This is a genomic window from Variovorax sp. 10N432, from assembly GCF_056394465.1.
Window position 1 is genome coordinate 55348 of record NZ_JBFTHX010000025.1, and the last position, 22278, is coordinate 77625.

At 63.4% G+C, this 22278-nt stretch carries 22 protein-coding genes and 1 pseudogene; 11 read left to right on the plus strand and 12 right to left on the minus strand.

The features are described 5' to 3' along the window. Positions 1-157: 157 nt before the first annotated feature. Positions 158-1702 (minus strand): hybrid sensor histidine kinase/response regulator, encoded by a 1545-nt coding sequence (locus AC1DF3_RS25145; RefSeq protein ID WP_478141213.1) that lies wholly within the window; start codon positions 1700-1702, stop codon positions 158-160. Then, entirely contained in the window at positions 1699-3204 is a 1506-nt protein-coding gene (locus AC1DF3_RS25150) for an ATPase domain-containing protein (RefSeq protein WP_478141214.1), read from the minus strand. The genes AC1DF3_RS25145 and AC1DF3_RS25150 overlap by 4 nt, the downstream gene beginning before the upstream one ends. A 243-nt stretch (positions 3205-3447) precedes the next feature. Here AC1DF3_RS25150 and AC1DF3_RS25155 point away from each other — a divergent pair, with 243 nt between their 5' ends. Then, a complete protein-coding gene (locus AC1DF3_RS25155; RefSeq protein ID WP_286537649.1) occupies positions 3448-3756 on the plus strand; it encodes a polyhydroxyalkanoic acid system family protein in 309 nt (102 codons plus the stop codon). A 263-nt stretch (positions 3757-4019) separates the two neighbouring features. Here AC1DF3_RS25155 and AC1DF3_RS25160 read toward each other — a convergent pair whose 3' ends face one another. Next, entirely contained in the window at positions 4020-4268 is a 249-nt protein-coding gene (locus tag AC1DF3_RS25160; protein ID WP_478141215.1) for a hypothetical protein, read from the minus strand. Positions 4269-4576: 308 nt separating this feature from the next. Next, positions 4577-5656, minus strand: a complete 1080-nt coding sequence (locus tag AC1DF3_RS25165; protein ID WP_478141242.1) for an IS110 family RNA-guided transposase — start codon at positions 5654-5656, stop codon at positions 4577-4579. A gap of 479 nt (positions 5657-6135) precedes the next feature. Here AC1DF3_RS25165 and AC1DF3_RS25170 point away from each other — a divergent pair. Beyond that, positions 6136-6320 (plus strand): annotated as a pseudogene (locus AC1DF3_RS25170) (DUF3606 domain-containing protein). A gap of 562 nt (positions 6321-6882) precedes the next feature. Here AC1DF3_RS25170 and AC1DF3_RS25175 read toward each other — a convergent pair. Then, on the minus strand, positions 6883-7290 hold the full coding sequence (locus tag AC1DF3_RS25175) for a hypothetical protein (RefSeq protein WP_478141216.1): 408 nt from the start codon (positions 7288-7290) through the stop codon (positions 6883-6885). 135 nt (positions 7291-7425) lie between these two features. Between AC1DF3_RS25175 and AC1DF3_RS25180 the strand changes: the two genes are divergently transcribed. Then, positions 7426-7653, plus strand: coding sequence for a hypothetical protein (locus tag AC1DF3_RS25180; protein WP_478141217.1), 228 nt, complete (start codon positions 7426-7428; stop codon positions 7651-7653). A 58-nt stretch (positions 7654-7711) separates the two neighbouring features. Here the strand turns inward: AC1DF3_RS25180 and AC1DF3_RS25185 are convergent, their stop codons facing one another. The 3 genes from AC1DF3_RS25185 to AC1DF3_RS25195 form a co-directional block, all read right to left on the minus strand. Next, positions 7712-8032 carry a hypothetical protein gene (locus tag AC1DF3_RS25185; RefSeq protein ID WP_286537642.1) on the minus strand — a complete coding sequence of 107 codons (321 nt, stop codon included), beginning with the start codon at positions 8030-8032 and terminating at the stop codon, positions 7712-7714. 113 nt (positions 8033-8145) lie between these two features. Then, complete coding sequence (locus AC1DF3_RS25190) at positions 8146-9354, minus strand: sugar transferase (protein ID WP_478141218.1); 1209 nt, start codon at positions 9352-9354, stop codon at positions 8146-8148. A 90-nt stretch (positions 9355-9444) separates the two neighbouring features. Further along, positions 9445-10017, minus strand: coding sequence for a hypothetical protein (locus AC1DF3_RS25195; protein WP_478141219.1), 573 nt, complete (start codon positions 10015-10017; stop codon positions 9445-9447). A 199-nt stretch (positions 10018-10216) separates the two neighbouring features. Between AC1DF3_RS25195 and AC1DF3_RS25200 the strand changes: the two genes are divergently transcribed. Beyond that, positions 10217-10915 (plus strand): hypothetical protein, encoded by a 699-nt coding sequence (locus AC1DF3_RS25200; protein WP_478141220.1) that lies wholly within the window; start codon positions 10217-10219, stop codon positions 10913-10915. A gap of 287 nt (positions 10916-11202) precedes the next feature. On the opposite strand, the gene AC1DF3_RS25205 is transcribed toward AC1DF3_RS25200, so the two are convergent. Then, positions 11203-11787 carry a hypothetical protein gene (locus AC1DF3_RS25205; RefSeq protein ID WP_286537638.1) on the minus strand — a complete coding sequence of 195 codons (585 nt, stop codon included), beginning with the start codon at positions 11785-11787 and terminating at the stop codon, positions 11203-11205. A gap of 640 nt (positions 11788-12427) precedes the next feature. Here AC1DF3_RS25205 and AC1DF3_RS25210 point away from each other — a divergent pair. Further along, positions 12428-12817 carry a hypothetical protein gene (locus AC1DF3_RS25210; RefSeq protein WP_286537636.1) on the plus strand — a complete coding sequence of 130 codons (390 nt, stop codon included), beginning with the start codon at positions 12428-12430 and terminating at the stop codon, positions 12815-12817. Between the two features lie 70 nt (positions 12818-12887). Here the strand turns inward: AC1DF3_RS25210 and AC1DF3_RS25215 are convergent, their stop codons facing one another. Continuing rightward, positions 12888-13559 (minus strand): GntR family transcriptional regulator, encoded by a 672-nt coding sequence (locus tag AC1DF3_RS25215; protein WP_478141221.1) that lies wholly within the window; start codon positions 13557-13559, stop codon positions 12888-12890. A 490-nt stretch (positions 13560-14049) separates the two neighbouring features. Here AC1DF3_RS25215 and AC1DF3_RS25220 point away from each other — a divergent pair, with 490 nt between their 5' ends. The 5 genes from AC1DF3_RS25220 (at position 14050) to AC1DF3_RS25240 (ending at position 18754) form a co-directional block, all read left to right on the plus strand. Continuing rightward, positions 14050-14457, plus strand: a complete 408-nt coding sequence (locus tag AC1DF3_RS25220) for a DUF1932 domain-containing protein (protein ID WP_478141222.1) — start codon at positions 14050-14052, stop codon at positions 14455-14457. A 31-nt stretch (positions 14458-14488) separates the two neighbouring features. After that, entirely contained in the window at positions 14489-15457 is a 969-nt protein-coding gene (locus AC1DF3_RS25225) for a Bug family tripartite tricarboxylate transporter substrate binding protein (RefSeq protein WP_478141223.1), read from the plus strand. A 25-nt stretch (positions 15458-15482) separates the two neighbouring features. After that, the gene (locus AC1DF3_RS25230; protein ID WP_478141224.1) at positions 15483-16160 is read left to right on the plus strand and encodes an RraA family protein; all 678 of its coding nucleotides are present in this window, start codon (positions 15483-15485) and stop codon (positions 16158-16160) included. 93 nt (positions 16161-16253) lie between these two features. Next, positions 16254-17321, plus strand: coding sequence for a hydroxyacid dehydrogenase (locus AC1DF3_RS25235; protein ID WP_286537631.1), 1068 nt, complete (start codon positions 16254-16256; stop codon positions 17319-17321). Further along, positions 17318-18754 carry an FAD-binding oxidoreductase gene (locus AC1DF3_RS25240; protein WP_478141225.1) on the plus strand — a complete coding sequence of 479 codons (1437 nt, stop codon included), beginning with the start codon at positions 17318-17320 and terminating at the stop codon, positions 18752-18754. The genes AC1DF3_RS25235 and AC1DF3_RS25240 overlap by 4 nt, the downstream gene beginning before the upstream one ends. 158 nt (positions 18755-18912) lie before the next feature. Here the strand turns inward: AC1DF3_RS25240 and prpF are convergent, their stop codons facing one another. Both prpF and AC1DF3_RS25250 read right to left on the minus strand, forming a co-directional pair. Beyond that, positions 18913-20100, minus strand: a complete 1188-nt coding sequence (gene prpF / locus AC1DF3_RS25245; RefSeq protein ID WP_478141226.1) for a 2-methylaconitate cis-trans isomerase PrpF — start codon at positions 20098-20100, stop codon at positions 18913-18915. Continuing rightward, the gene (locus tag AC1DF3_RS25250; RefSeq protein ID WP_478141227.1) at positions 20097-21182 is read right to left on the minus strand and encodes a lactonase family protein; all 1086 of its coding nucleotides are present in this window, start codon (positions 21180-21182) and stop codon (positions 20097-20099) included. Before AC1DF3_RS25250 ends, prpF begins: the two co-directional genes overlap by 4 nt. Before the next feature lie 94 nt (positions 21183-21276). Here AC1DF3_RS25250 and AC1DF3_RS25255 point away from each other — a divergent pair, with 94 nt between their 5' ends. Then, positions 21277-22260 carry a Bug family tripartite tricarboxylate transporter substrate binding protein gene (locus AC1DF3_RS25255; RefSeq protein WP_478141228.1) on the plus strand — a complete coding sequence of 328 codons (984 nt, stop codon included), beginning with the start codon at positions 21277-21279 and terminating at the stop codon, positions 22258-22260. Positions 22261-22278 lie beyond the last annotated feature (18 nt).

Genomic DNA, 22278 nt, shown 5'->3' on the forward strand with positions numbered 1-22278 from the left:
TTTCGCCGGTAGGCCCAGTTCGACGGCCCGGCTCGAACGCGTTTGCAGCAGGGCAGCAAGGGTTACCTCGAGAGCACGAGGGAATACGGAGACGCTGGCCGTGGCACCGCGCGGCGCCCCAGGCTTGCGCCAACACCCCCGAGGCGCACGACCCGATCTAAGCCGCGTCAAGCACCGTCATGAACTCCGTCAGATTCAGTGGCTTCAGCAAGTGATAGTCGAACCCCGCCGCTGCGATGCGCTCCTTGTACCCTTGCTGGCCCCAGCCCGTCAGCGCGATCAGCATCATTTGGGCGCCCCCGGGCTCGGCGCGCAGATGGCGCGCCAGATCGCAGCCATCCATGCCCGGCATGCCGATGTCGAGCACGGCGATGTCGAACCGGTTCGAGCTAGCCAGTCGGAGCGCCTCCTCCCCGCCATACGCGACGAAGACAGTCGCCCCCAGCGATCGCAACAACTCGGCCAAGCTGTCGGCCGCATCGCGGTTGTCGTCGACGACGAGGATGACGCCGTCCAAGGTCGTGCCCCAAGCGTCCTGCGATGCGATTGCCGGAGGTGTGATCACAGGCACGCTCTTCGCCAGAGGAAGCCGGACGGTGAACTCGGCGCCCAGGCCCAGGCCCTTGCTTGCAGCCTCAACGCTGCCGCCGTGGAGTTCGACCAGGCTTTTGACCAGGGTCAGCCCGATGCCGAGACCGCCTTGCGCCGCCTTCGAAGTCCCGCTTACTTGCACGAACATGTCGAAGATCGACTTCAGCATGTCCGGCGACAGGCCGGCACCCGTGTCGCTCACCTCGACCACGGCCTGACGGTCCCGCTGGCCTGCGGAAAGCCGGATGTGGCCGCCCGAGGGCGTGTACTTCGCCGCGTTGTTGAGCAGGTTCGAGAAGACTTGTGTCAGGCGCACCGCGTCGCCACTGATCACGAGCGGCTCGGCGCCCATTTCGATGCTCAGCGTGTGACCAGCGCGCTCGATCAGTGGCCGGCTCAGGTCGATCGCGTCGTCGATCACCGCGTCGAGCAGTACTGGCCGCATCTGCAGTTCAATCTTTCCGCGCGTGATGCGCGACACCTCCATCAGGTCGTTCACCAGGCGCACCATATGATCGACCTGGCGTCGCATCAGCTCGTAGTATTTCTCGGACTCCTCCGGCGAAGGCCTCCTGCGTGCGAGCAACGACAAGGCGGTACTCAAGGGCGCCAGCGGATTGCGCAGCTCGTGCGCCAGGGTTGCTAGAAACTCGGTCTTGCGCTGGTCGGCATCGCGCAACCCGCCCAGGAGGCCACGCAGTTCATACTGCCGGCGGCGCGAGCGCAAGGCGGTGCGTACCGCGCTCACGAGGGCGGCCACGCGCATCGGTCGCTCGATGACCGTCACGTTGGCAAATTCGTCCATCACGTCCGCGATCGCTCGCGAGTCCGCTCCCTGTCGCGCCAGCACGATCACGGGCAGGTCGGACCAGGGCCCTTGAGAGGCTAGTGCGACCTTCAGTTCCGTCATGACCGGACCGGAGATCACCTCCTCGGCCAGCATCACGGCGCCGGCACCAGCCGAAAGCTCCGTGACCAGCTCTGCCATGTCGGTGCAGACGTGCGGATCGAATTGCGCTCGTTCGAGCACGGCGCTCGCGACCAGGGCGTCCTTCGAGGTCGCCGTCCGCAGCAGGACGCGAAAGTCCAGCTTGGAAGGTGCCTGACTCACGGTGCTGAACGGACACCGTCGATCGGAACCGGAATGCCCGTGAGAATGCCGCGAAAATTGCGTAGCGGTTCGCCGACGTTCACGCCGTTCGAGGTCAACGTGAAGGCCCGGATGGTGCGCTCATGGGCACCGCCACGCTTCTTCAGCACGGAGATGGCCTGCCTGACCTCGCCGTCGAGTTCGTAGTAGCGCAGCAGTACCACCGCGTCCGCGAGGTAACTCGCGTCGACGGGGGTCTGCATCTGCATACCGATCAGTCCGTGCTGCGCGCCGATCAGCATGGTCGCCACCCCGCGCTGGCCCAGATAGGTGAGCAGTTCATGCAGTTGGGCGATCAGGAAGCGCTCGTCCGGCATTGCGTTGAGGTAGCCATTCAGGCTGTCGATGATGACCACGGTCGCGTCGTGATGCTCCACCGCGTCGCGAATCTCGTGGACGAATTCGCCTGGCGACAGTTCTGCCGGGTCGATCTGGCGCACCCGGATGTGACCGGAATCGATGTGCGCGGTGAGGTCCATCCCCATGCCCTCGCAGCGCGTGCGCAAGGTGTTGATGCTCTCGTCGAAGATGAAAAGGGCGGCGCACTCACCGCGCTGGGCGGCCGCAATGGCGAATTGCACTGCCACGCTCGACTTGCCCGTGCCCGGTGCGCCCACGAACAGCGTGCTGGTGCCTTTCTCCAGTCCGCCACCCAGCAGTTGGTCCAATGCGGGCAGGTCGCTGGGAATGCGCGTCTGCGTCAATGGCGACACATGCTCGGCCGCAACCAGCCGGGGAAAGACCTGCAATCCCCCGCGCACGATCTTGTAGTCATGGAACCCGCCGCGGAATTGCTTCCCGCGGTACTTGCTGATCACGATCCGCCGCCGCGACGCGCCGTAGTCGGGGTTCAGCTGCTCCAGCCGGATGACTGCATGGGCAATGCTCTGGACCTGGAGGTCCTGGTCCGCGGCGGTCAGGTCGTCCAGCAGCAGCACCGTGCACATGCGGCCCGTGAAGAACTGCTTGAGGGCAAGAATCTGACGGCGGTAGCGCAAGGAGCTGCCTGCCAGCAGGCGCAACTCGGACAGCGAGTCAAACACGACCCTGGACGGCTTGATGATGTCGACATCGGCGAGGATGCGCAACGTCGTTTCGCTCAGTTCAACTTCCGAGGGGTGGAACATCGTGTGCTGCTCGTCGGGTTCCAGGGCATCCTGCGCGGGAAGCATCTCCCGGACTTCCACGCCACGCAGGTCCCAGCCATGGGATTGCGCGACCCCCTCCAACTCGGACTTGGTTTCCGACAGCGTGACGTACAAGACCGACTCTCCACGCGCGGCGCCCTCGCGCAGGAACTGGACCGCGACGGTAGTCTTGCCCGCGCCGGGAGTCCCCTCTAGCAGGTAGAGGCGATGTGGCGTGAGTCCTCCGCCTAGGATGTCGTCGAGGCCGGGAACACCCATCTGCAACAGGGCCAGCTGGTCCACATGGGCGACCTCGGGGAAAACGCTTGTGTTCATTCCTTCTCCTGCAACGGGGCGAAGCACCTGGGGCGGATCCCGCGAGTTGGAAACGAGCACGAATGGTGCAAGCACAACAGCTGATCATGGGTCGGCCGGTTGCCCATGGGGCTGTAGGCATGCACCGCGTCGGGAAGTGACGTGCAAGGTCAGAGGGTTGGATCGGCTCGGCCCGTCTGTTACACCGCGTGTTTCCATTGCAAGCCGCTTGCCCGGCTCGCAGATTCGCGGCACCCTATGCGCATGGCGACGCCGATCACCATCAGCATTCCACATCAGCTCGGCCGTGCTGAGGCGCGTCGCCGCATCGATGCCGGGTTCGCGAAGATCATCAGGCTGTTGCCCGGCAGCAGCGGAACCCCCAGCGAGCGCTGGGACGGGGACCGGCTCATCTTCAGCGTCGCAGCGATGGGTCAGTCAGTCTCAGGAGTCATCCACGTGCTTGATGCTGAGGTCGCCATGGAGATTCAGATGCCGGGTGTCCTCGGCATGATCGCGCGGGGTGTCGAGGGAAGGCTGCAGAAAATGGGGCAGTTGCTGCTGAAAAAGTAGCGCAGCGTGTCTCCGGCTTCCTCGCCGCCATCCGTGGATCTGCCGCGGATTCCGGCATAGCCGCAACAGGCCCGTGGGAGTTCGCTGACGCTGCCCATGCTTGTGGCGTGCGACTCGAGGGGCAACTTGCCGCCAGCGCCAGTGTGGCCGGCGCGAAAGCCGGCGACCACGTCGAGAGAGCCAGAGCTACCGCCGGGCGCCCGCGTCAACTACAGCGGCGACGATGCTGAGAACTGCGCCGAGCAGCCCGGCGTAGAAAGCCCTCACTGCCTGGCCCCGTCGTCCCCTGCGGCTTCCTCGGTTTGCGCCGCATCGGTCCCGATGTCCGGTGTCCCAGGGAAACCAGACTTCTTGTTCGCCTCGCGGCCCATTCGGCTCCCCTCGGTCGGTGGATCCTGCCCAATGGCGCGGCTCTGCTGGATGTTTTGGCCGGAGTTGGCTCCGCGGTCGCCGAGCCTGGCTTCATGATCGTCGGTGGGCGGCACGGCTGTCGGGTGTTTGATTTCAGTCATGGCGAACTTGTATGGATGCCTCCCGGCGATAGGTAGTTACCCGCGTCGTGTCGTGAAGAAGTCGGCTGCTGCCTTGTATCCGGCCTGTTGTGTGGGTGCTGAGTTGCCCCGTTTGCCCACTGGCCCCGATGTAATCCGCTGACGAGCGCCTCATCTCCTTGGCGGACTGTTGAAGTCCTGTTCGCCATTCAGGTTTGGCTCGTCTCGGTCTGACCTGTTTCACATCACGTCGTGTGTTGCTGCCCCAATCGCCTTCAAAGGCTCACATACCCTTTCTGTTCAGGCTGGTTGATATTCAGCTACGGTGTTCAGGCGCGCACTTGCGGCCTGCTACTCACGTAGCCCCGTTGGTAGTCCTGCTGCCTGGCCGTGACAGCCCAGATCGTCCTGGCCATCTTGGCTGCCTGCGCCACGATCACGACATTGGCCGGGCGTCTGGCCTGGAGTTGCTCCAGCCACACCCCCGGTTCCTTGGTATGCGTGAGTACCGAGCGCGCCCCGTGGATGAGCAAGGTGCGCAGGTAAGTGTCACCCCGCTTGGAGATGCCCAATAGCTTGACCTTGCCGCCAGTGCCGCGCTGGCTCGGCACCAGGCCCAGCCAAGCGCAGAACTCGCGGGCCGACTTGAAGGCCGTGGCTTCACCCATCGTGGCAACCGCGGCCGTGGCCGTCATCAGCCCGACCCCGGGGATAGCGGCTACGCGCTTCATGTCAGCATCGGCGCGCAGGCGCTGCGCTAGCCGCACTTCGATGGCCTTGATGTCCTCGGCAATCTTCTTGATCCGATGCGCCTGCTCGCGCAGGCTGTCGGCCACGTACTGGGGGATGTCGTTGACCAGCGATTCCAAGGTCGCCTCGATCTCAGAGAACAGCGCACCCCTGCCCCGCGCGAAGATCGCGCCAAACTCGTAGAGCAGGCCCCGCAGCGCGTTGGTCTGCATGACCTTCATCCTCATGAGCAGTTCGCGCTGGCGGTGCAAGACCAGCGTGGCCTGCTGCTCCAACGTCTTCATGCCTACGAACTTCGTGCCCGGCTGCTGCACGGCCAGCCAGATGGCTCGGGCGTCAGTGGCGTCGGTTTTGTTGCCGGCCACGAAGGGGCGCACAGCCTTGGCATGAATCAGCCGCACGCTGTGGCCCAGCCCCGTCAACTGGCGCGCCCAGTGGTGCGCCCCGCCGCAGGCCTCGATGCCGATCAGGCAGGGCTGGCGATTGATGAAGTGCTCGAGCACCTTGGCACGCTTGAGTTGGACGCTGACGATCTCGCCCGAGTCCATGTCCACGGTGTGAAGCTGGAACACGCTCTTGGCGACGTCCAGGCCAACGACCTGCCGGCCGTCGATCAAGCCGATGATTTGTCCTGCACCTTGTGCTGCACTACGATTCATCTCGGACTCCCGATGGTGTTTGTGAAGACCTCGGTCTATCACGCATGGGCACTTCGATGCCGTATCCATTCGGGGGTCCACCTTGCCCGCCCGGCAAGGGGAGCTCCCAGAACAGTCAAGCTACTCATCTGCGTGCTCCTGCTCTTCTTTCCCCGTAGGGAGGGAGGCATCCATTACATCTCCTTGTTCAGAACGACAGGGTGGACGTGCCGCAGTTCGCTGTCGATCGTCGTTCGCCCACTTGAACGTAGGCGAGCGTCGGTTTCTACGGCGCGGGCCATGACGAGAGGCGCATGCGCCGGCAAGGGACAACAGCAATGCACTTCAAAATCTTCCGACGGCAACGGGCTGAACCCGCCGGGGCTCCCGCCGATCAGGCGACAGCGGCTTCGAGCGAATCGATCCGGCCCGGGCCTGCGGCGGGCGCCACCTGGTGCCTGCTGGCCAGGCGATCTTCGGATTTCACAACGGAGAGAACCATGGCAGACGACACCAACAACCGCGGGGCGCAGGATCGCGGCCGTATCAACGTGAACGAGGATCATGAGATCCGGTATTGGACCAGGCACTGGGTGTGACGGAGGCGCAACTGCGCGAGGCGGTGGCGGCTGTCGGGGTCCGTGCCGACGCCGTTCGGCAACATCTGGGCAAGCCGCAGAAGTAGGCGGCCCGGCAGGGCGTTTCAGCCGACCGTGGACTTGCCCCTATCGCGCTGAAGTCTGTTTGCAGTCGACGGCCGAACCCCTGCAGTCGTCCTGACGTGATCGTGCCGAAGGATCGAGGCCGGGCTTCGCTCGATCGCCCGGACGTCGGTCCGCCGGGGGGCGCTCGACCAGGCCCGGATCGATGTGACGCGGGGCAGGCTCCGCCATCTTGGAGTCGCCCGACGTCGTAGGCCTCACGACCATCTCCGGGTCGGCGCCCGATCGCTGGCTTTCCGACTCTGGACGTACGGAGGGCGTGGGAACCGGCTGCGCGGCCACGAGACTGATCGACAACGCCATTGCCGCTCCGCCAAGCAGGATGCAGGCGCGTTGCTGGGTGACCATCTCGAATGCACCACTGAACATGCGAAATCGCTCCTTTCCACCTGACACTCCCTCGCGTGCCCTGTCTTCTGAAAAACACGACGCTGGCGACGTCAGTTCCTCATGCGGATGCGCGTAGGCCGCGTCTGGCGGCCCTTGGTGAGAGGCGCGGCGTCGGCCGCGCCCAGTCGCCTTCGGTCAACGCGCCCGGCGGGTGAAGAGCACGAGCGCTGCGGACAGCACGGCGCCTCCGATGGCCGCCATCTTGACAGCGCGGACCGGGTTTTCATGGATGTATTCGGCAGCGCTCGACTTGGTGGTCTCGAACTGCGTCTTGACGGCCTGCAGCTTGCGGCCGGCCGCGTCAACTGCATCGTTGGCGTAGGCCTTCGTCGCATTGACAGCTTGCGCCCCGGCGCGCTGGACCTGCTCGGCGGCCTTCGCCACGGACTGGCGGGTTTGGCCTGCCACCTCGGATACGGCCTCCTTGACGGCCTGTCCTGCCTCGGCCGCCGATGGCTTGAAGCCGGCGGCCACGGTTGATGCAGAAGCTGTGACGCCGCTCGTGGCGCTCGGGGTTTCCGAGAAGCTCGCTTCGTCGCTCATGATGACCTCCAAAAACTGCTCTGGTGGTCAGTGCATCTTGGGTGTTTCCGGAGCCGACCATGTCTGAACGCATCCCCTCTTGCTGTAGGTCCGGACCCGAGCCTTCGACTTCTCGACACCACCCCGCTGTTCGTGATGCTGGCGACGGCCTATGCCGAACGCACGGGCGACATGGACTTCATCGCCATCATCTGGGAGGCACTGCTCGCGGCGATGGAATGGATCGAGGGCAATGCCCGGCGCCACGACGGGTTCGTGAGCTATGCGCGGGGCGAACTGACCGGCTTGGCCAACCAGGGCTGGAAGGGCAGGACCATCGCGCTGGTGGAAGTGCAAGGCTACGCGTTCGCCGCGCTCGAGTGAAGCCGTGGGGATCTCTCGTGGGCGTCAGACCTGATGCGCTGGGCGTTGGCCCCGCTTGTCACCCAGGCAGGACGCCCGATCCGCGGTGAGATAGAAAATCTTGACGGGTGGAAGGAACGGAGAAATCCATGATTTCCAGTTCGATCGGTGCTTCGGGTCGGCGCCTTTGCAGTTCCATCGCAGCCTTTTCTATGGCCTCGAAGTTGGCCTCGCAGGTCTTGAGCAGGCTGTCCGGTCCATCGCGCGCGCCGAACACATCGCGCAGGGCGTCTTCTGAAATCTCCGCGAGGATTCGAGGGCCTTCAAGGCCTTCTGGGTATATGGCAAAGCGAACTGCAGCCCGATCGAAACAGTAAATAGCCTCGCATGGTGTCGCCATCGGATGACTCCTTGATCTTTGCCCAATCCACCTTGTCGTGGGCGGGACGGAACAGAAGCAGGAGAAACGGGAGGGTTCTTGTCAGCATTCGCCTGCGCAGGTGCGATCTCCTTTCAAGACGATCCGTCGCCGCTCAGAACTACCCAGACGGTGCGCACAAGAATCTTGGCGTCGAGAGTCAACGACCATTGCGTTACATAGCGGACGTCCAGCGCGACACGGTCGGCGTAGGGCAGGTGATTGCGCCCGCTGACCTGCCAGAGGCCGGTAATGCCGGGCCGTATCTGGCAATAGTGGGCCCAGCTGCTGCCGTACAGGCTGCGCTGGCGAACCAGGCAGGGGCGGGGACCGACCAGGCTCATATCGCCCCTCAGCACGTTGTAGAACTGCGGCAGCTCGTCGAGGCTCAGCCGGCGGATCACGCGACCGACCGGCGTGACACGGGGATCGTCGTCGAGCTTCTGGAACCGCTCCCAACGATCGCGCGCGACGGCGTCATGCGCCAGGTGATACGCGAGGATGTCGTCCGAGCCCGTCACCATCGAGCGGAACTTGTAGCAGCGGAAGGGTCGACCGCCCTGGCCCAGGCGCGTCTGCCAATAGTGCACCGGGCCGCCCATGCCGATGAACACGGCCGCGGCGATCAGCAGGTAGAGCGGGCCGAGGAGCACGAAGAAGGCCAGCGCTCCCACGATGTCCACCGAGCGCTTGAGCGCTCGCTGGCGAGGCGTGAGGCCGCAGGGTGCGGAGGGCGCCTTCGGATGCAGGTGGATCGGATACCACCAGCCGGGCACGTCGTGCAGCATGTCGGGGCATGCCTCATGAAGTTCGACACGTACGCTGTTGAAGCCGAGTCCGTCCAGCGAGGTCACGCTGACGGCATGCCGCGAGAATCTCTCTGCGCATGCGAAGGTCAAGGTGACGGACCGGAGCCCGGTAACCCGGACCATGAACAGCATGAGATCCGCGGAGAACTCGGCCTTCGACTTCACGGGGGCTTCGAACATCGCCACGATGCCCTCTCCGGCGGGGCGCTCGCCGAAGCGCCAGTCCGCGTTGTAGGTCTCCAGCGCCTCGGCGGCGACGAGTTCCCGCCCTCTGGCGCTCAAGGCGTCGATGGTCTCGACCACCCTTTCGGAGAAGGCCAGCACGCTGTCGACGGGTTGACCGTCCGGACTGATCGACACGCCGACGACGCCGTCCACGGATTCGATCCGTCCCTGAAAGACGCCCGAGGCACGACGCAGCCGGCCCATCGACGGATGGACGGCCGACTGGCGTTCGCGCCTGGACGTTCTCCTCTTCCCGATCGGTACAGACATCGACCTATTCCTCGCCGTCAAGATTCGTGTTGTGACCGCCTGTCGCACCCTGGAGCAGACTGTCACTGGCTCGTGACGGTCCACGTGGCTTCAGTAGCCGCCTTCCGGGGGAACGCCGACGTTCCGGTCCAGCGCGACGTACTCGACCTCACTTGCGGCGAGTTCATCTCTGGCCGCTTCCAAGGGGTTTCGGTGCCCGTCCGTCTCGAGACTGCGAAGGGCACGACGGGCGATGTCGTCCGGGCTGGCGTCGGAGATTCGCTGGAACTCATGCGAAAAGGCGAGCAGCCACGCTTCTTCCGGCGTGGGCGTTTGTGGATCCCACAAGGCGTCTTCCGGACCGGGCTTGGGCGCCTGGGCGCCCTTGTTTGCGGCGCCGGCGGCCGACGTGCGAACGGAAGCCGCGAAGGTCCAGGCTTCCCGCTGCGCCGGGTCGAGGCCGGCCGCGGGCTCCGGTCGCTCCTGTCTTTGGCTGGCGCCGATGGCTTCCAGATCCGCCGAAGTGAAGGCACCCGCCGACTTGCCGCGGCCGGCCAGGGCCACATCGAGGGCAAAGGCCCAGTGAGAGGGGACCCGGGGATCCTTGGACAGCATCCGGGAGGCCAACTTGGCGGCCTTCGGACTCAACTGCTGGATCTTCCCGTAGCATTCGCTCCAGCGCATCGTGAGAGTTCTCCGCTGGCCGTGGAGCAATTGATGTGCCCGATGGCGTCCCCCCGAGATCGCTGCGAGGAGAGACGTACGGCGGCAACTTTTGCGGCAAGTATTGCCCGTGGAGGATTGCTCAGGACGGCGTCGTGGGTCCATCACCGAAATAGCGAGCGTGGCGGGCAGGACTCGGATCCGGTTCCGGACGGCCCGCTTGACGGACGGGAAGCTGGCGTCGGAGCGCTTCGAAGGCGAACTCGACAGCGCCGCGTACCAGCGGATGGCGGCCGAGGCCCAGGCCGAGTTCGTCGAGAAAATGCGCGCGCTGATTGATGCAGCCCATTCGCTGGCTGTGGCCATCGTCCAGGAACTAGCCGCTTGTCGGGTGTTTCCCGCCGTGGTCGGCGCGAGCCTGGGGGTTGGTGCCGAGTATGGGCGCGGTGCACTGCGCGTGGCCGGGCGCACCGAGGCCACTACAGCACCGCCGCAGGATCGCCGGGCTTCCAGGCGGGCGCCTGCAACTCTCAAGAGGAAAGTCCGAGGCATCCTCGCGTGCTTGAAGAACGGCAACTACACCACGGACATTGTCGATGCGATGCTGCTGTATGCACGAGCATTGGACGAGTGGAACCAGAACACTGCGTTCACGATGCTTTGGTCCGCGGTTGAACGCCTCGCATCGCCAGGGCGTGGTGACTACGACGTGTGCTTCGTCGTTGTGCGTTCCTCTGGGAGGAGCCAGAGTACATGGCACGAGCGCTCGAGCGCCTGCGCGAATATCGAAACGGGTACATGCACACCGGTACAGAGATGGCAGCTCCAATTTCTTCAAATCGCTTGGCGAAGCGAATCAGTTCGTAGATCTTCCGACGTCCCTCGCTCACCGAAAGAAGATGCGAGCCCACTTGTCTGAACTTCCGTTCCTGGCCGACGACGGTAGTGCGCGAGCATTGGCCCAACTTCCGATCCCATGAAGGGTTGTGCGACACCTGCCCTTAAGTCGCGGTCGCTCTACCGCAGCGCGGATGCCGGGCAGATGTCTCACAACCCTTCATGGTTGCCACCAATCGAAATGCTGCGCCGAACGACGGCGACCGTCCAACAATCTGACGTTGGCGAATGACCGCACATGGCTGGCCGGCACCGCTGAAACCGGATGCAAAGCGCTTCGCGGTCGCCGTTGCAACGCCGGCGCTCAGTTCAGTTCAGGCGGAGTGCACCCGAAATGTGCGGCGGAAAGACGAACGGTTGTCTCGCCGGGTCGAGGTGAGTGTCGTCGAGGCAGCCAGCGATGGTGCCGGGAGAAAATTGATTTCGCACCGATAGTGCGAATTGCGCCACGCCTGCGCCGCAGCCGATGTCTTGATCGACTGTGCCTGGCCACCGAACGAAGCCTCCCTCGACCCGGCCGAACTGCACGTTGTTGTCGCGATCGAGCCAGTACCAGCGTCCGCCGACCACCGTGACGCCGCTGCCACCGATACCGGCAACGCCAATGCGGTCGATCTTCGCGGTCCAGCTACCGCCGTTGCCGTTCGTGGTCCAGGGACAAGTAGCAGGGTTCGGGACACCCCCGTCCTTGGCAAGGTCGTCGACACCGGCGAAGGTCACGCCCTTGGTCAGCAGGCCGCCGGCCACATCGGTGCCGCGCGAGACCTCGAAGCCTGAAAGACAAGTGTTGAGCGTCCCCTGGCCGAACGCGATGCTGCCGCCGCTCAAAGCGAGGACACCAGCCAGGACCGCGCTGCGGCAAACGCTCTCATTGCCAACGAGTTCGGCGGTCATGATGTCACCTCCGCTCGGTCGGCATGACGCCATACTTTCCTGCATTCAGCAACTCGCGAAGGCTCAAATTGGCCTTCCTCTTCGGTGAGGCTCATCAAACCAACGTAGGTGATCATTTCATCTCCTTCGGGTTCTCATGAGCGGCCGATGCGATCTGCCTCGAACCGACGCGGCCGCCTGACGTCGTTCAAGCTTGCTGACAGCTGTCGTGATGCTACGCGCTCCCGACGCAATTTCAAGGTGATAGGCTCCCAACACTCCAGCGGCGTCTCGTACGCCGGTGACGTTCCGCTCGTGGCCGACTACGGAGGAAGCCGGCCGGATTCAACGGGTATGCGAGTTCGCTGAACTTGTTGCACTGATCGTCCATCTTGCCGAGGCCCGATGCAGCGATCTCGTCGAGCGTCCAAGTTCGGTGAAGGGGCAGGGCGAAGTCTTCTATCGCAAGAGCATTTGCTGATGACTTCGCGAATACCTCGGCCCGCCCTCGGGCAGCGCAGTGCCGGCGCCAACATCCTGGAGCCAACTGGCCGGTAGGTCCCGTTGACGAGGTCCAGGCTCGAACGCGTGCTTGCCTTCGCATTACCATCAGTTCTTGAAGCACCCTCCGCAGGGTCAAAATGCATCAAGAAGGCAACGAATGACAGTGCTGCTTACGAGCGAAGACGTTGAACGGTTAGCCAGGGCTCATGGGGCGGCGCAGGCTTGTGGTGACTGCAATGCCTTCGCGTCCAAGGGTTGGGAAGCTTTTCCATCGACCGTGTCCGACGAGGCTCTCGTCATGCTCGGCTCGACCTGGGACCCGGAACACACCGAGCCGACGGTTGAAGAGTTTCGTGGAGCCAGCTCTTCCCTGTGGTCTCCTGAAGCGCCGATCGCATTGCAGTTTCACCCTTACAACCGATGCGAGCTGTGGCAATGCCGAAGCTGCAAGAAACCGTACCTACGGTACACCGAGTACGGTGGGTATTACGTGGAGAAGCGCATTCGCGAGTTGCGCCCCGAGCTGATCACGCACGTGCAACCGTAGGCACTGGACTTCGACACGGCCTGGCGGCATCCGTGGCCCGCTCATGCGAAGCCAGAAGCACCGCACCACCTCAGTCCGCCTGCCGGGGCGCCTTCACATACTCGCTTCTGTGCTGCATGAATCGATGGTGGGACATGCGCAGATGCAACTGCATCACCTGACGTGCGAGCTCCCCGTCCTTGGCCGCTACAGCCAACGTCAGGTCTTGGTGGTGGTGAAGGCTCTGCGCCAGTTCAGCGGACGTGTAGAGGTAGAACGATCTCACGACGATTGGCATGTCGATGATGGTGTCGAGCATGGAACGCAACCGTGAAGAGCCTGCTGCATCAAGCAGCGCTCGATGGAACTTGCGATTCGCCTCCTGCACGCCTTCTGTTCCCGCGTTGCCTCCCATGCGAATGGCGGTTTCCATCTCAAGATTGCTGGCCTGGAGGCGCGCCAGCAGGTCCGCGCCGCCTCGCGTCGCCGCGAGGTAGGAAGCGTAAGGCTCCAAGAGCATGCGGAGCTGAAACGTTTCCTCGACATCCCATTCAGTCCACTTGGCCACGTGGATGCCTTGACCGACTGCATCCGTCGCAAGTCCTTCCTCCACCAGTCGCTTGAGCGCCGTTCGGACAGGCGTACGGCTCAAGCCCAGTTCACGCGCAATCGGCTCCTCTTTCAGCTGGAAGCCTGGGTTGTAGTGGCCGCCAACCAGGCGTTCCCTGAGCACTTCATAGGCGTTGTCGCTTCCGTTACGCATCAAATCTTCCGCCTTCGTTGGTTGCCGAGATTGTATTCACATGCAATTTGAGCTCGATCGCAACGTACAAAATGAAAGCATTTATTACTTCACTCTCGTCGTCGGTGCTGAGCCGCGCTGGGAATACTGGTGTTTACCCTTGTTTAAGTTGCCTCGTTTGTATTTATTTTGTATTCTCGCCGCATGGAGCCACGTTCATGAGCACGCATATCGCCCTCGTCGGGCTGGGAGAGGTGGGGCGTTGCTACGCTGCGCCTCTGCACGCAGCGGCGTTCACGCTCAGCGCTTGCGAGATCCGCATGTCGCCTGCCGCCACGGCCTTGGCGAAGAACCTTCATGTGGTGGTGCACGAGAAGCCTGGCACCTGGCTCGCCGATGCAGATTGGGTGTTGTCGTGCGTCACAGGCGCCAGGCCGAGCCCACGCGCACGGCGTTGTCTACGTCGATACCGCCATCATGGGCGGGATCTCGCTGACAGGGGTGCCACGGGGTGGTCGGGGACGCCATCTCGCTCAAGTTCCTGCGCAGTGTTCTTACCAAGGGCATGGAAGCGTTGAGCGTCGAGTTGCTCATGAGCGCCGAAAAGCAGGGCGTGCGCGAGAAGCTGTACGCCCAGCTGAGCGACATCGACAAGATCCCCTTGCGGTCCTTCATCGACTCGATGGTCCGCACGCATGTGATCCATGCGAAGCGGCACGCGCACGAGGTGCAAGACGCGCAAAGGGAACTGACGTCGCTGGGGCTGCGCTCCACCGTCTTGCCCGGTGTCGAAGAGCGCTTCCACAAGACCATCGAATCGCTCGCAGCCCATCCGCTCCCAGTAGCCGAGCCCAGCGTCGAGCAGGCCCTCGACTGGCTGCTGTCTACCCACACCGATTCACCCCCCTTTGCGGCCTGAAGCCGCTTTCTTGCTATCTCAGGAGACACACATGCGCACTCTGATGCGAATTTCGACCGCCGCCCTGCTCTGCATCGGTGCTGCCAGTGCCGTCGCGCAAAACTATCCAGAACGGCCCATCCGGATGGTTGTCCCATTCCCAGCTGGCGGGGGCACGGACAGCCTTTCACGCCTGCTGGCGACGGCACTGACAAGCAAGCTGAACTGGGTCATCACCGTCGACAACAAGCCTGGCGCTGGCGGCAACCTGGCTCTGGACACGGTGGCCAAGGCGAAGCCGGACGGCTACACACTCGTCATGGCCCAGACAGATAACGTCGTGCTGAACCCGCTTCTCTACAGCAAGATGACGTACGACCCGGTCAAGGACTTGGAGGCGGTGTCCTCCGTCGCCAGCGGTGCGGTAGTGCTCGTCGTGCGGGCCGATTCTCCCTACAAGACACTCGCCGACGTCGTCGCTGCGGCCAAGTCGAAGCCCGGTAGCTTGACGGTGGCGACACCCGGCACCGGTACCATCGCGCACTTGGTCACCCAACTGTGGCAGAACGCTTCCGGCGTCAAGTTCACCCATGTGCCCTACCGCGGTATGTCCCAGGCCCTGCCCGACCTCATTGGTGGCCAGGTCGACATCTACATGGGTTCCATCCCCACGCTCCTGAGCCAGATCGAGGGCGGCAAGGTCCGTCCCATCGCCGTGACGGCAGCTAAACGCTCGCCCGTGCTTCCCAATGTGCCGACGTTCACCGAAACCGGAATTCGGGGCGTGGAGCTCGCGAGCGTCTGGGGCGTGATGGCGCCGGCCGGTACCCCCAAGCCGATCATCGAGAAATGGAACGTCGCAATCAACGAATTGCTGAAGCAGCCCGACGTGCGCCAGAAGATTCTTGCGACGGGCGCGGAACTGCACGGCGGCACACCCCAATCCATGACCGACCTTTACAAGGCCGATCGCGAACGCTTGGCCCCCGTGGTCAAGGCGGCAGAAATCAAACTCGATTGAACATCGACGCAACCGGACGCTCATCATGAACAACGGACTTCGTATCCTTCAAAGACGCCGTGCTGTCAGCCTCGACCTGGCTCGCCAATTCCTCGACGTACCCGTCGCCAATGTCAGTGACTGCATGTCGCGAATGATCGCGGGCGGAGCTCGCCTGCGTCCGATGCACGCGGGGGGCCGCATGGCCGGTCCAGCGCTGACGATCAAGACCCGGCCAGGTGACAACCTGATGATTCACAAGGCGCTGCAGCTCGCCAAACCAGGCGACGTCATCGTCGTTGATGCCGGCGGCGATCTGACAAACGCCCTGGTGGGTGAAATCATGGTGGGCGACGCCATCAAGCAAGGTCTGGGCGGGTTCGTGATGAATGGCGCGATTCGGGACGCTGGTGCGCTGCGCGCCGGCTCCTTCCCCGTGTTTGCCGCCGGCGTGACGCATCGCGGACCCTACAAGGATGGCCCCGGCGAAATCAACGTTCCGATCGCCATCGATGGCATGGTCATCGAGCCGGGCGACCTTGTCATCGGCGACGAGGATGGACTGCTGTGCGTTCCGTTTGATGACGTCGAGCGGCTACTGGCGGCAGCGCGGCAGAAGCAGGTCATTGAAGACAAGATGGTCGCAGACATCGAGGCGGGATGCTTCGACCGGGCGTGGGTGGACGAGACCCTGGCTCGACTGAACTGCTTCATCGAAATGTGATTGCCTGACCGCAACTCGTTCCAGGCGCAGCCGGGGTCCCGCAAGCGATCCGCTCTATCCCCGGTGGTGTGCAAATCAACCAAGGAATTCATCATGTCGACCGAAGCGAAATCCAAGCGCGTGGTGCGCTTGAATCAGTGGATCAATCCCATCTTCGATGAGCGGCTCTCGCAGGAAGATGATGTGCAACTCACTGTCGCTCCTATGAGAGGGGACGATGCGTCGACCTGGGCGGCGCTGACGCACGCCCATGTCTACCAGATCTCCGCTGCCAAGGACGAATTGCCCAAGCAGTTCTGGGCTAAAGAAGAGTTGCTGTCACGGTGCCCCGACCTGCTGTGCGTCTCGGCAGGTGGAGCGGGCTACGACACCGTCGATGTCGACGCCTGTACGCGCGCGGGCGTGGCGGTCGTCTGCCAGATCGGCGGGAATTCCGCTGCGGTCGCGGAGATGGCCATCGGCCTCATGTTGGCCGTGTCGCGCCGCATTGTGGAGTCGGACCGCTTGCTGCGTTCGGCCACTCGGGGCTTTTCGCGCGAGTCGGTGATGGGCCACGACCTGGGCGGCAAGACGCTGGGGATCGTGGGCCTGGGATACGCCGGAACCAAGACGGCTGCGCTGGCCAAGGCATTCGGCATGCGCGTCCTGGCGTATGACCCGCTGCTTGCGGGGGCTGACTTCGAGGCGAGAGGGGCGGAAAGTGTCGACCTCGATACGCTGGTTCGCGAGGCGGACATCGTTTCCTTGCACTGTCCGCGTGACGCGTCCACCCTCAAGATGTTCAATGCCGACCGCTTCATGGCGATGAAGAAAGGCGCGCTCTTCGTCAGCACTGCCCGCGGCGGCGTGCACGACGAAGGCGCGCTGCATCAGGCCCTGCAGTCCGGCCATCTCGCCGGCGCGGGACTGGATGTCTGGGAGCAGGAGCCGCCCTCCAACGACAATCCCCTCCTTGCCTTGGACAATGTGGTCGCGACCTTTCACACGGCAGGCGTTTCCCACGAAGGCCGCGCCAACATCGCGGCCATGAGCGCGGAGCAGATCATTCAAGTGCTTGCTGGACACAGGGCACCGCGCCTGGTCAACCCGGAAGTATGGGAGCGCTTCGAGAAGCGGCGTGACGCGGTACTTGCAAGTGCGAACGAGCGGAGCATCGCATGAGCTTCACCGCGAAGCTCTCTGACATCGTCGGAGCGACCAACGTGTTGACTGGCACCGAGGCGGCGCCATTCCTGACCGACTGGCGCAACCGGTTCACAGGCCAAGCCATCGCGGTGGTGCGGCCGGGAACCACCCAACAGGTGGCCGATGTAGTCCGGGCGTGTGCCGACCATGGAGTTCCCCTGGTTCCGCAAGGTGGCAACACAGGTCTGTGCGGCGGAGCCACACCCGACGACTCGGGACGGGCAGTGGTAGTGCTGACGTCCAGGCTCAATCGTGTCCGAGCCGTCGACACGGTCAACGACACGATGACCGTGGAGGCAGGCTGCATTCTTCAGGCAGTCCAGGAACGCGCCGCCGCCGAAGGTCGCTTCTTTCCGCTCTCGCTCGGCGCGGAGGGAAGTTGCACCATGGGTGGCAACCTTGCGACCAATGCCGGCGGCACCGGCGTGCTCCGGTACGGCAACATGCGCGATCTGACACTGGGCCTGGAAGTGGTGGACGCAGATGGGCAAATTTGGGACGGGCTGCGCGGACTACGGAAAGACAACACCGGTTATGACCTGCGCGACCTGTATGTCGGTAGCGAGGGCACCCTTGGCATCATCACCGCCGCAACAATCAAACTGTTCCCCCAACCTGCAGCGCGTTGCACGGCCTTGCTTGCGCTCTCCAGCCCAGATCAGGCCGTCACGCTGCTCGCCAGGGCCCGTTCCGGCTTCGCCGCATCGTTGACGGGGTTCGAACTGATGGCAGGGGTCTGTCTTCAAATGGTGACGCGCACCTATCCCGCCCAACGCCTGCCTTTTGAAGGCCCGTCGGCCGCCGCGCCCTGGTATGCCTTGCTCGAGATCTCGGACGCCGAAAGCGAAGCGCACGCACGTGAACGCTTTGAAGTCGTGCTCGGAGAAGCGATCGAAGCTGGAGAAGCCGACGATGCGGTGGTGGCCGAGAACATCACGCAAAGCAAGGCGCTTTGGCACCTGCGAGAAAGCATCACCTTGGCTCAGGCAGAAGCTGGCAAGAGCATCAAGCACGATGTGTCGCTGCCGATCTCCCAGATACCGCAATTCGTCCAGGAGACCGATACGCTACTACAGCTGCGCTTCCCCGGTCTGGTCAACATGACGTTCGGCCATCTGGGCGACGGCAATCTTCACTACAACGTCGGCACCTCGCCAGCGTTCGGGGATGCGGAAATGCTGGCGAACCAAGACGCAATCTACGTGCTGGTGCACGATCGCGTGCACGCCCTCGGGGGCTCCATCAGCGCGGAGCATGGCGTCGGTCAACTGAAGGTCAAAGAGTTGGCGCGCTACAAGAGCGCTCAGGAACTCAAGATCATGTCGCTGCTCAAGCGTTCCCTGGATCCCCGGTGCATCTTGAATCCGGGCAAGGTTTTGCCCAGTTACTGGTGTTCGCCAAACGCCTGACGCGCGCTTGGCAAGTCGAAGGGCCATGACCTCCGGGTAGCTTGCAGAAATAGCGAAGCCGGGCCAGTATTGGATTGCCGAGATTGATTGCGGCCCGGAGGACGCCCGTCGGGGCGAGGGCCTCGGCGTCATGCGCAGAGTAGAGCACCACCAGGACCTCACTCCTGTGAGAGCCAATTGGAAGGGACGAAAACTTGACCCTCCATCAGGCGGCGCGCGCTGCGGCTCATGAGGGCCTTGGTCACTGTCCATGTCCCTTCCTGCTCTGCGGCTTCGGCTCCCACTAGCAGGGTGCCCGAGGGATGGCCGAACCGAATTTCGCCGTGGCGGCCGCCACCGAGAACGCGCGAGACCAAGGTGCCAGGAATTGCCGCGGCAACAGCAATCGCAACGGCTCCGGTGCCGGTCATGGCGTGGTGGAGCTTCCCCATCGAGAAGATACGGGCGCACAAGTCCATGTCGTCAGAGCTGATGGCCTTGCCGCTGGACGCCGTGTACCCAGTCGGTTGTGCGACGAAGGCAATCTTGGGCGTGTGCGGACGCTTTTCGGTTGCCTCTGCCGCGGTCGCCGCAAGGCCCATGGCAACGGTCGCATTGGCCCGGATGGCCTCGGCTTTCGCTAAAAGACCCACGTCCGTGTTGATGCGAGACTGCAGTTCCGAACCGCTGAGGCCGAGGGTGACAGCATCCACAAAGATGGTCGGGTTGCCCGCATTGATGAGTGTTGCCTCGACGACCCCCACTCCCGGCACATCCACCTTGTCAATCATGTTCCCGGTGGGAAACATCGCGCCGCCTTCGCTGTCTTCATCTGCTCCGGGGTCCAGGAACTCCAGCTTGATTTCAGCTGCAGGGAAAGCCACGCCGTCGAGTTCGAAATCGCCAGTCTCCTGAACTTGTCCATCGCGCACAGGAACGTACGCGATGATTTTCCTCTGAATGTTTGCCTGCCAGATGCGAACCACGGCGACGCCGTTCTCGGATACGGCAACCATCCCGCGTTCAATGGCGAAGGGGCCGACGGCCGAAGAGAGATTGCCGCAGTTTCCGCTCCAATCAACGACTGGCGACTCGATGGCGACGGCGCCGAACAGGTAGTCAACGTCACAACCGTCACGTGTGCTCGGACCGACGATGACCACCTTGCTTGTGCTGGAAGTGGCACCCCCCATGCCATCAATTTGTTTTTCGTACGGGTCCGGGCTTCCCGTGACGCGCAGCATCAGCGCGTCGCGAGCGGCGCCAGGCTGACGGGCGGCCTCCGGCAGGTCTTCTAACGCGAAGAAGATACCCTTGCTCGTACCGCCGCGCATGCAGGTCGCGCGGATGCCAATTTGCTTGCTCATGTAGTTCCTTTCGATGGATGGATGAAGGCGATGCACACGGGACTGCCCGTGGGAGCCAGCTGTTCAACCTGGGATAGGCCTGCGACAAGGACGATGGAGTCCGCGTCTTCGTTTGCGACACAGAGAGAGTCGGTGCCCGGTAGGGATGCAATGAAGCGGGGCACGGCGCCATGAACGCGCGTCCAGGTCGGACCACTCAGTGTCCCGTCCACGGGGTCGACGTGGTAGCGCACCACACTCCCGTGTCCGCGATTGCTGACGAACAGGTGGTGCTCGTCGTTGGCCAGCACGATGCCTGCGCCAGTGCTCTCGCCAATGAAGGAGTCGGGGACTGATGGCGTGCGCTGCAAAGGCTCGAGCCGGCCCGTCGCAGCGTCGAATCGAGTCGTGAGAACCTGGCTCGACAGCTCCAGCACAACCCACGCTATGGCACCGTCCGGACGAAACACCAAATGCCGAGGGCCGCTGCCGGGCGCCACATCCAGTGTTGCTACGAGTCGCAGCGCGCCGGTTGCCTCGTCGAGCGCCAAAGTGTGGACGGCGTCGGCGCCTTTGTCCGGCACCAGAAGCCATCGGCCTGTTGGATTCACGACGATTTGATGGGGATGCGCACCCTGTTGTTGGGTCTTGTGAGGTCCAGCCTTGGCCGGGAGCTCGAATAGATGAGCCCTTTGCCCAAGTGAGCCGTCCTCCTGCACCGGGAGGCTCACGACGCTGCCAGTGGCGTAGTTGGCGACCAAGACCCAGCGCTCGCTGGCGCTCAGCGCTAGATGCACGGGATTCGTACCGCCCGTCGCTTGGGTACCAAGCCCGAACAGGCGGCCATCGCCGTCAATTTTGAAGCTGCTGACCTCGCTTCCGTCGCCGTGCACGCAATGCAGCGCACTGCGGGCCTCGTCGACGAGCAGATAAGAGGGCTTGTCGCCGGCCGGAACGGTCCACCGATGAGTCCATTTCCCGGCGCTCGACACGTCGAAGACCTCCAGTCCCCGCCCACGCGCGCGGCGCAAAGCGGTCGTTCGGCATCCGACGTACGCCCGAAGGGCGACATCGGATTGCTCGAGATGAGGGAATGTCTCCATGGTTTGACCCTTCGTTAGATTGCATTATATGATTAGTTTCGACAATCAAGCAATTCATCGATGCCTTCCCGCTCACCTCTTTGGAGACAAACCCATGAGCCATCTCTCTCGACGCGCGCTGCTGCAAGCGGGCGCAGTTGCCCTTCCCCTGAGCTTTGCCGGTCGTAGCTTTTCGCAAGACAAGTTCCCCAGCAAACCGGTCACGCTCATCGTTCCCCAGCCCGCCGGCGGAGATGCAGACGTCGTCTGCCGAAGCATCCAGACCAAGATGCAGGAGGTCCTGGGTCGGTCGGTCATCATTGACAACCGCGCAGGGGCCGGCGGAAACATCGGAACCGCGCTGGGTGGCAAGGCAGCCCCGGACGGCTACACGGTCACCTTCGTGAACCAGGGCACCATGGCCCTCAATCCGAGCCTGTACCCGAACCCTGGCTACAAGGTCGACAGCTTTGCCCCGGTGACCTGGCTGACTTCCATCGACTTGGTCATCGTCGCGCATCCCTCCGTTCCGGCGAAAAACCTGAGGGAATTCCTGGAGTTGGCCAAGAGGGAGCCGGGCAAATACACGTACGGCACGGCAGGCAATGGCAGTGCCAATCACTTGGCTGGCGAGATGCTCAAGTCGATGGCCAAGGTGGACATCACCCATGTGCCCTACAAAGGCGGAGCCCCGGCCATCGTCGCTTTGCTGGGCGGCGAAATCAGTACTGTCGTCGCCTTCCCGCTGGCTGCGCTCCCCCACGTGAAGGCCGGCAAGCTGAAGGCCCTTGCCGTAACCGGCAAGAAGCGTTCGAAGGCTTTGCCGGACGTTCCGACCGTGGCCGAAAGCGGCGTGAGCGGCTACGAGTTCTCGTCCTGGATGGGGCTGACTGTTCCCAAGGGCACGCCGGACGCCGCCATCCAGAAAATCCATGCGGCCGCTTCAGCCGCCCTGAAGGAGAAGGACGTTGCCGAGAAGCTGTCGGCCGGGATGACCGAGCCGGTCGGAGCAGGGCCGAAGGAATTTGGCGAGCTGATGCAGCGGGAAAGCGACCGCTGGTCCAAGCTCATCAAGCAATACGGGATGAAGATTGATTGACGCGAGCAAGTCCGTTGG

Excerpts from the sequence above, each read along its gene's own strand:
- AC1DF3_RS25205 (WP_286537638.1), bottom strand. The coding sequence starts at position 11,787 with ATGACCGCCGAACTCGTTGGCAATGAGAGCGTTTGCCGCAGCGCGGTC.
- AC1DF3_RS25155 (WP_286537649.1), top strand. The coding sequence starts at position 3,448 with ATGGCGACGCCGATCACCATCAGCATTCCACATCAGCTCGGCCGTGCT.
- AC1DF3_RS25165 (WP_478141242.1), bottom strand. The coding sequence starts at position 5,656 with ATGAATCGTAGTGCAGCACAAGGTGCAGGACAAATCATCGGCTTGATC.
- AC1DF3_RS25235 (WP_286537631.1), top strand. The coding sequence starts at position 16,254 with ATGTCGACCGAAGCGAAATCCAAGCGCGTGGTGCGCTTGAATCAGTGG.
- AC1DF3_RS25215 (WP_478141221.1), bottom strand. The coding sequence starts at position 13,559 with ATGCGTAACGGAAGCGACAACGCCTATGAAGTGCTCAGGGAACGCCTG.
- AC1DF3_RS25150 (WP_478141214.1), bottom strand. The coding sequence starts at position 3,204 with ATGAACACAAGCGTTTTCCCCGAGGTCGCCCATGTGGACCAGCTGGCC.
- AC1DF3_RS25180 (WP_478141217.1), top strand. The coding sequence starts at position 7,426 with ATGCTGGCGACGGCCTATGCCGAACGCACGGGCGACATGGACTTCATC.
- AC1DF3_RS25255 (WP_478141228.1), top strand. The coding sequence starts at position 21,277 with ATGAGCCATCTCTCTCGACGCGCGCTGCTGCAAGCGGGCGCAGTTGCC.
- AC1DF3_RS25250 (WP_478141227.1), bottom strand. The coding sequence starts at position 21,182 with ATGGAGACATTCCCTCATCTCGAGCAATCCGATGTCGCCCTTCGGGCG.
- AC1DF3_RS25190 (WP_478141218.1), bottom strand. The coding sequence starts at position 9,354 with ATGTCTGTACCGATCGGGAAGAGGAGAACGTCCAGGCGCGAACGCCAG.
- AC1DF3_RS25240 (WP_478141225.1), top strand. The coding sequence starts at position 17,318 with ATGAGCTTCACCGCGAAGCTCTCTGACATCGTCGGAGCGACCAACGTG.
- prpF (WP_478141226.1), bottom strand. The coding sequence starts at position 20,100 with ATGAGCAAGCAAATTGGCATCCGCGCGACCTGCATGCGCGGCGGTACG.
- AC1DF3_RS25175 (WP_478141216.1), bottom strand. The coding sequence starts at position 7,290 with ATGAGCGACGAAGCGAGCTTCTCGGAAACCCCGAGCGCCACGAGCGGC.
- AC1DF3_RS25160 (WP_478141215.1), bottom strand. The coding sequence starts at position 4,268 with ATGACTGAAATCAAACACCCGACAGCCGTGCCGCCCACCGACGATCAT.
- AC1DF3_RS25195 (WP_478141219.1), bottom strand. The coding sequence starts at position 10,017 with ATGCGCTGGAGCGAATGCTACGGGAAGATCCAGCAGTTGAGTCCGAAG.
- AC1DF3_RS25210 (WP_286537636.1), top strand. The coding sequence starts at position 12,428 with ATGACAGTGCTGCTTACGAGCGAAGACGTTGAACGGTTAGCCAGGGCT.
- AC1DF3_RS25230 (WP_478141224.1), top strand. The coding sequence starts at position 15,483 with ATGAACAACGGACTTCGTATCCTTCAAAGACGCCGTGCTGTCAGCCTC.
- AC1DF3_RS25185 (WP_286537642.1), bottom strand. The coding sequence starts at position 8,032 with ATGGCGACACCATGCGAGGCTATTTACTGTTTCGATCGGGCTGCAGTT.
- AC1DF3_RS25225 (WP_478141223.1), top strand. The coding sequence starts at position 14,489 with ATGCGCACTCTGATGCGAATTTCGACCGCCGCCCTGCTCTGCATCGGT.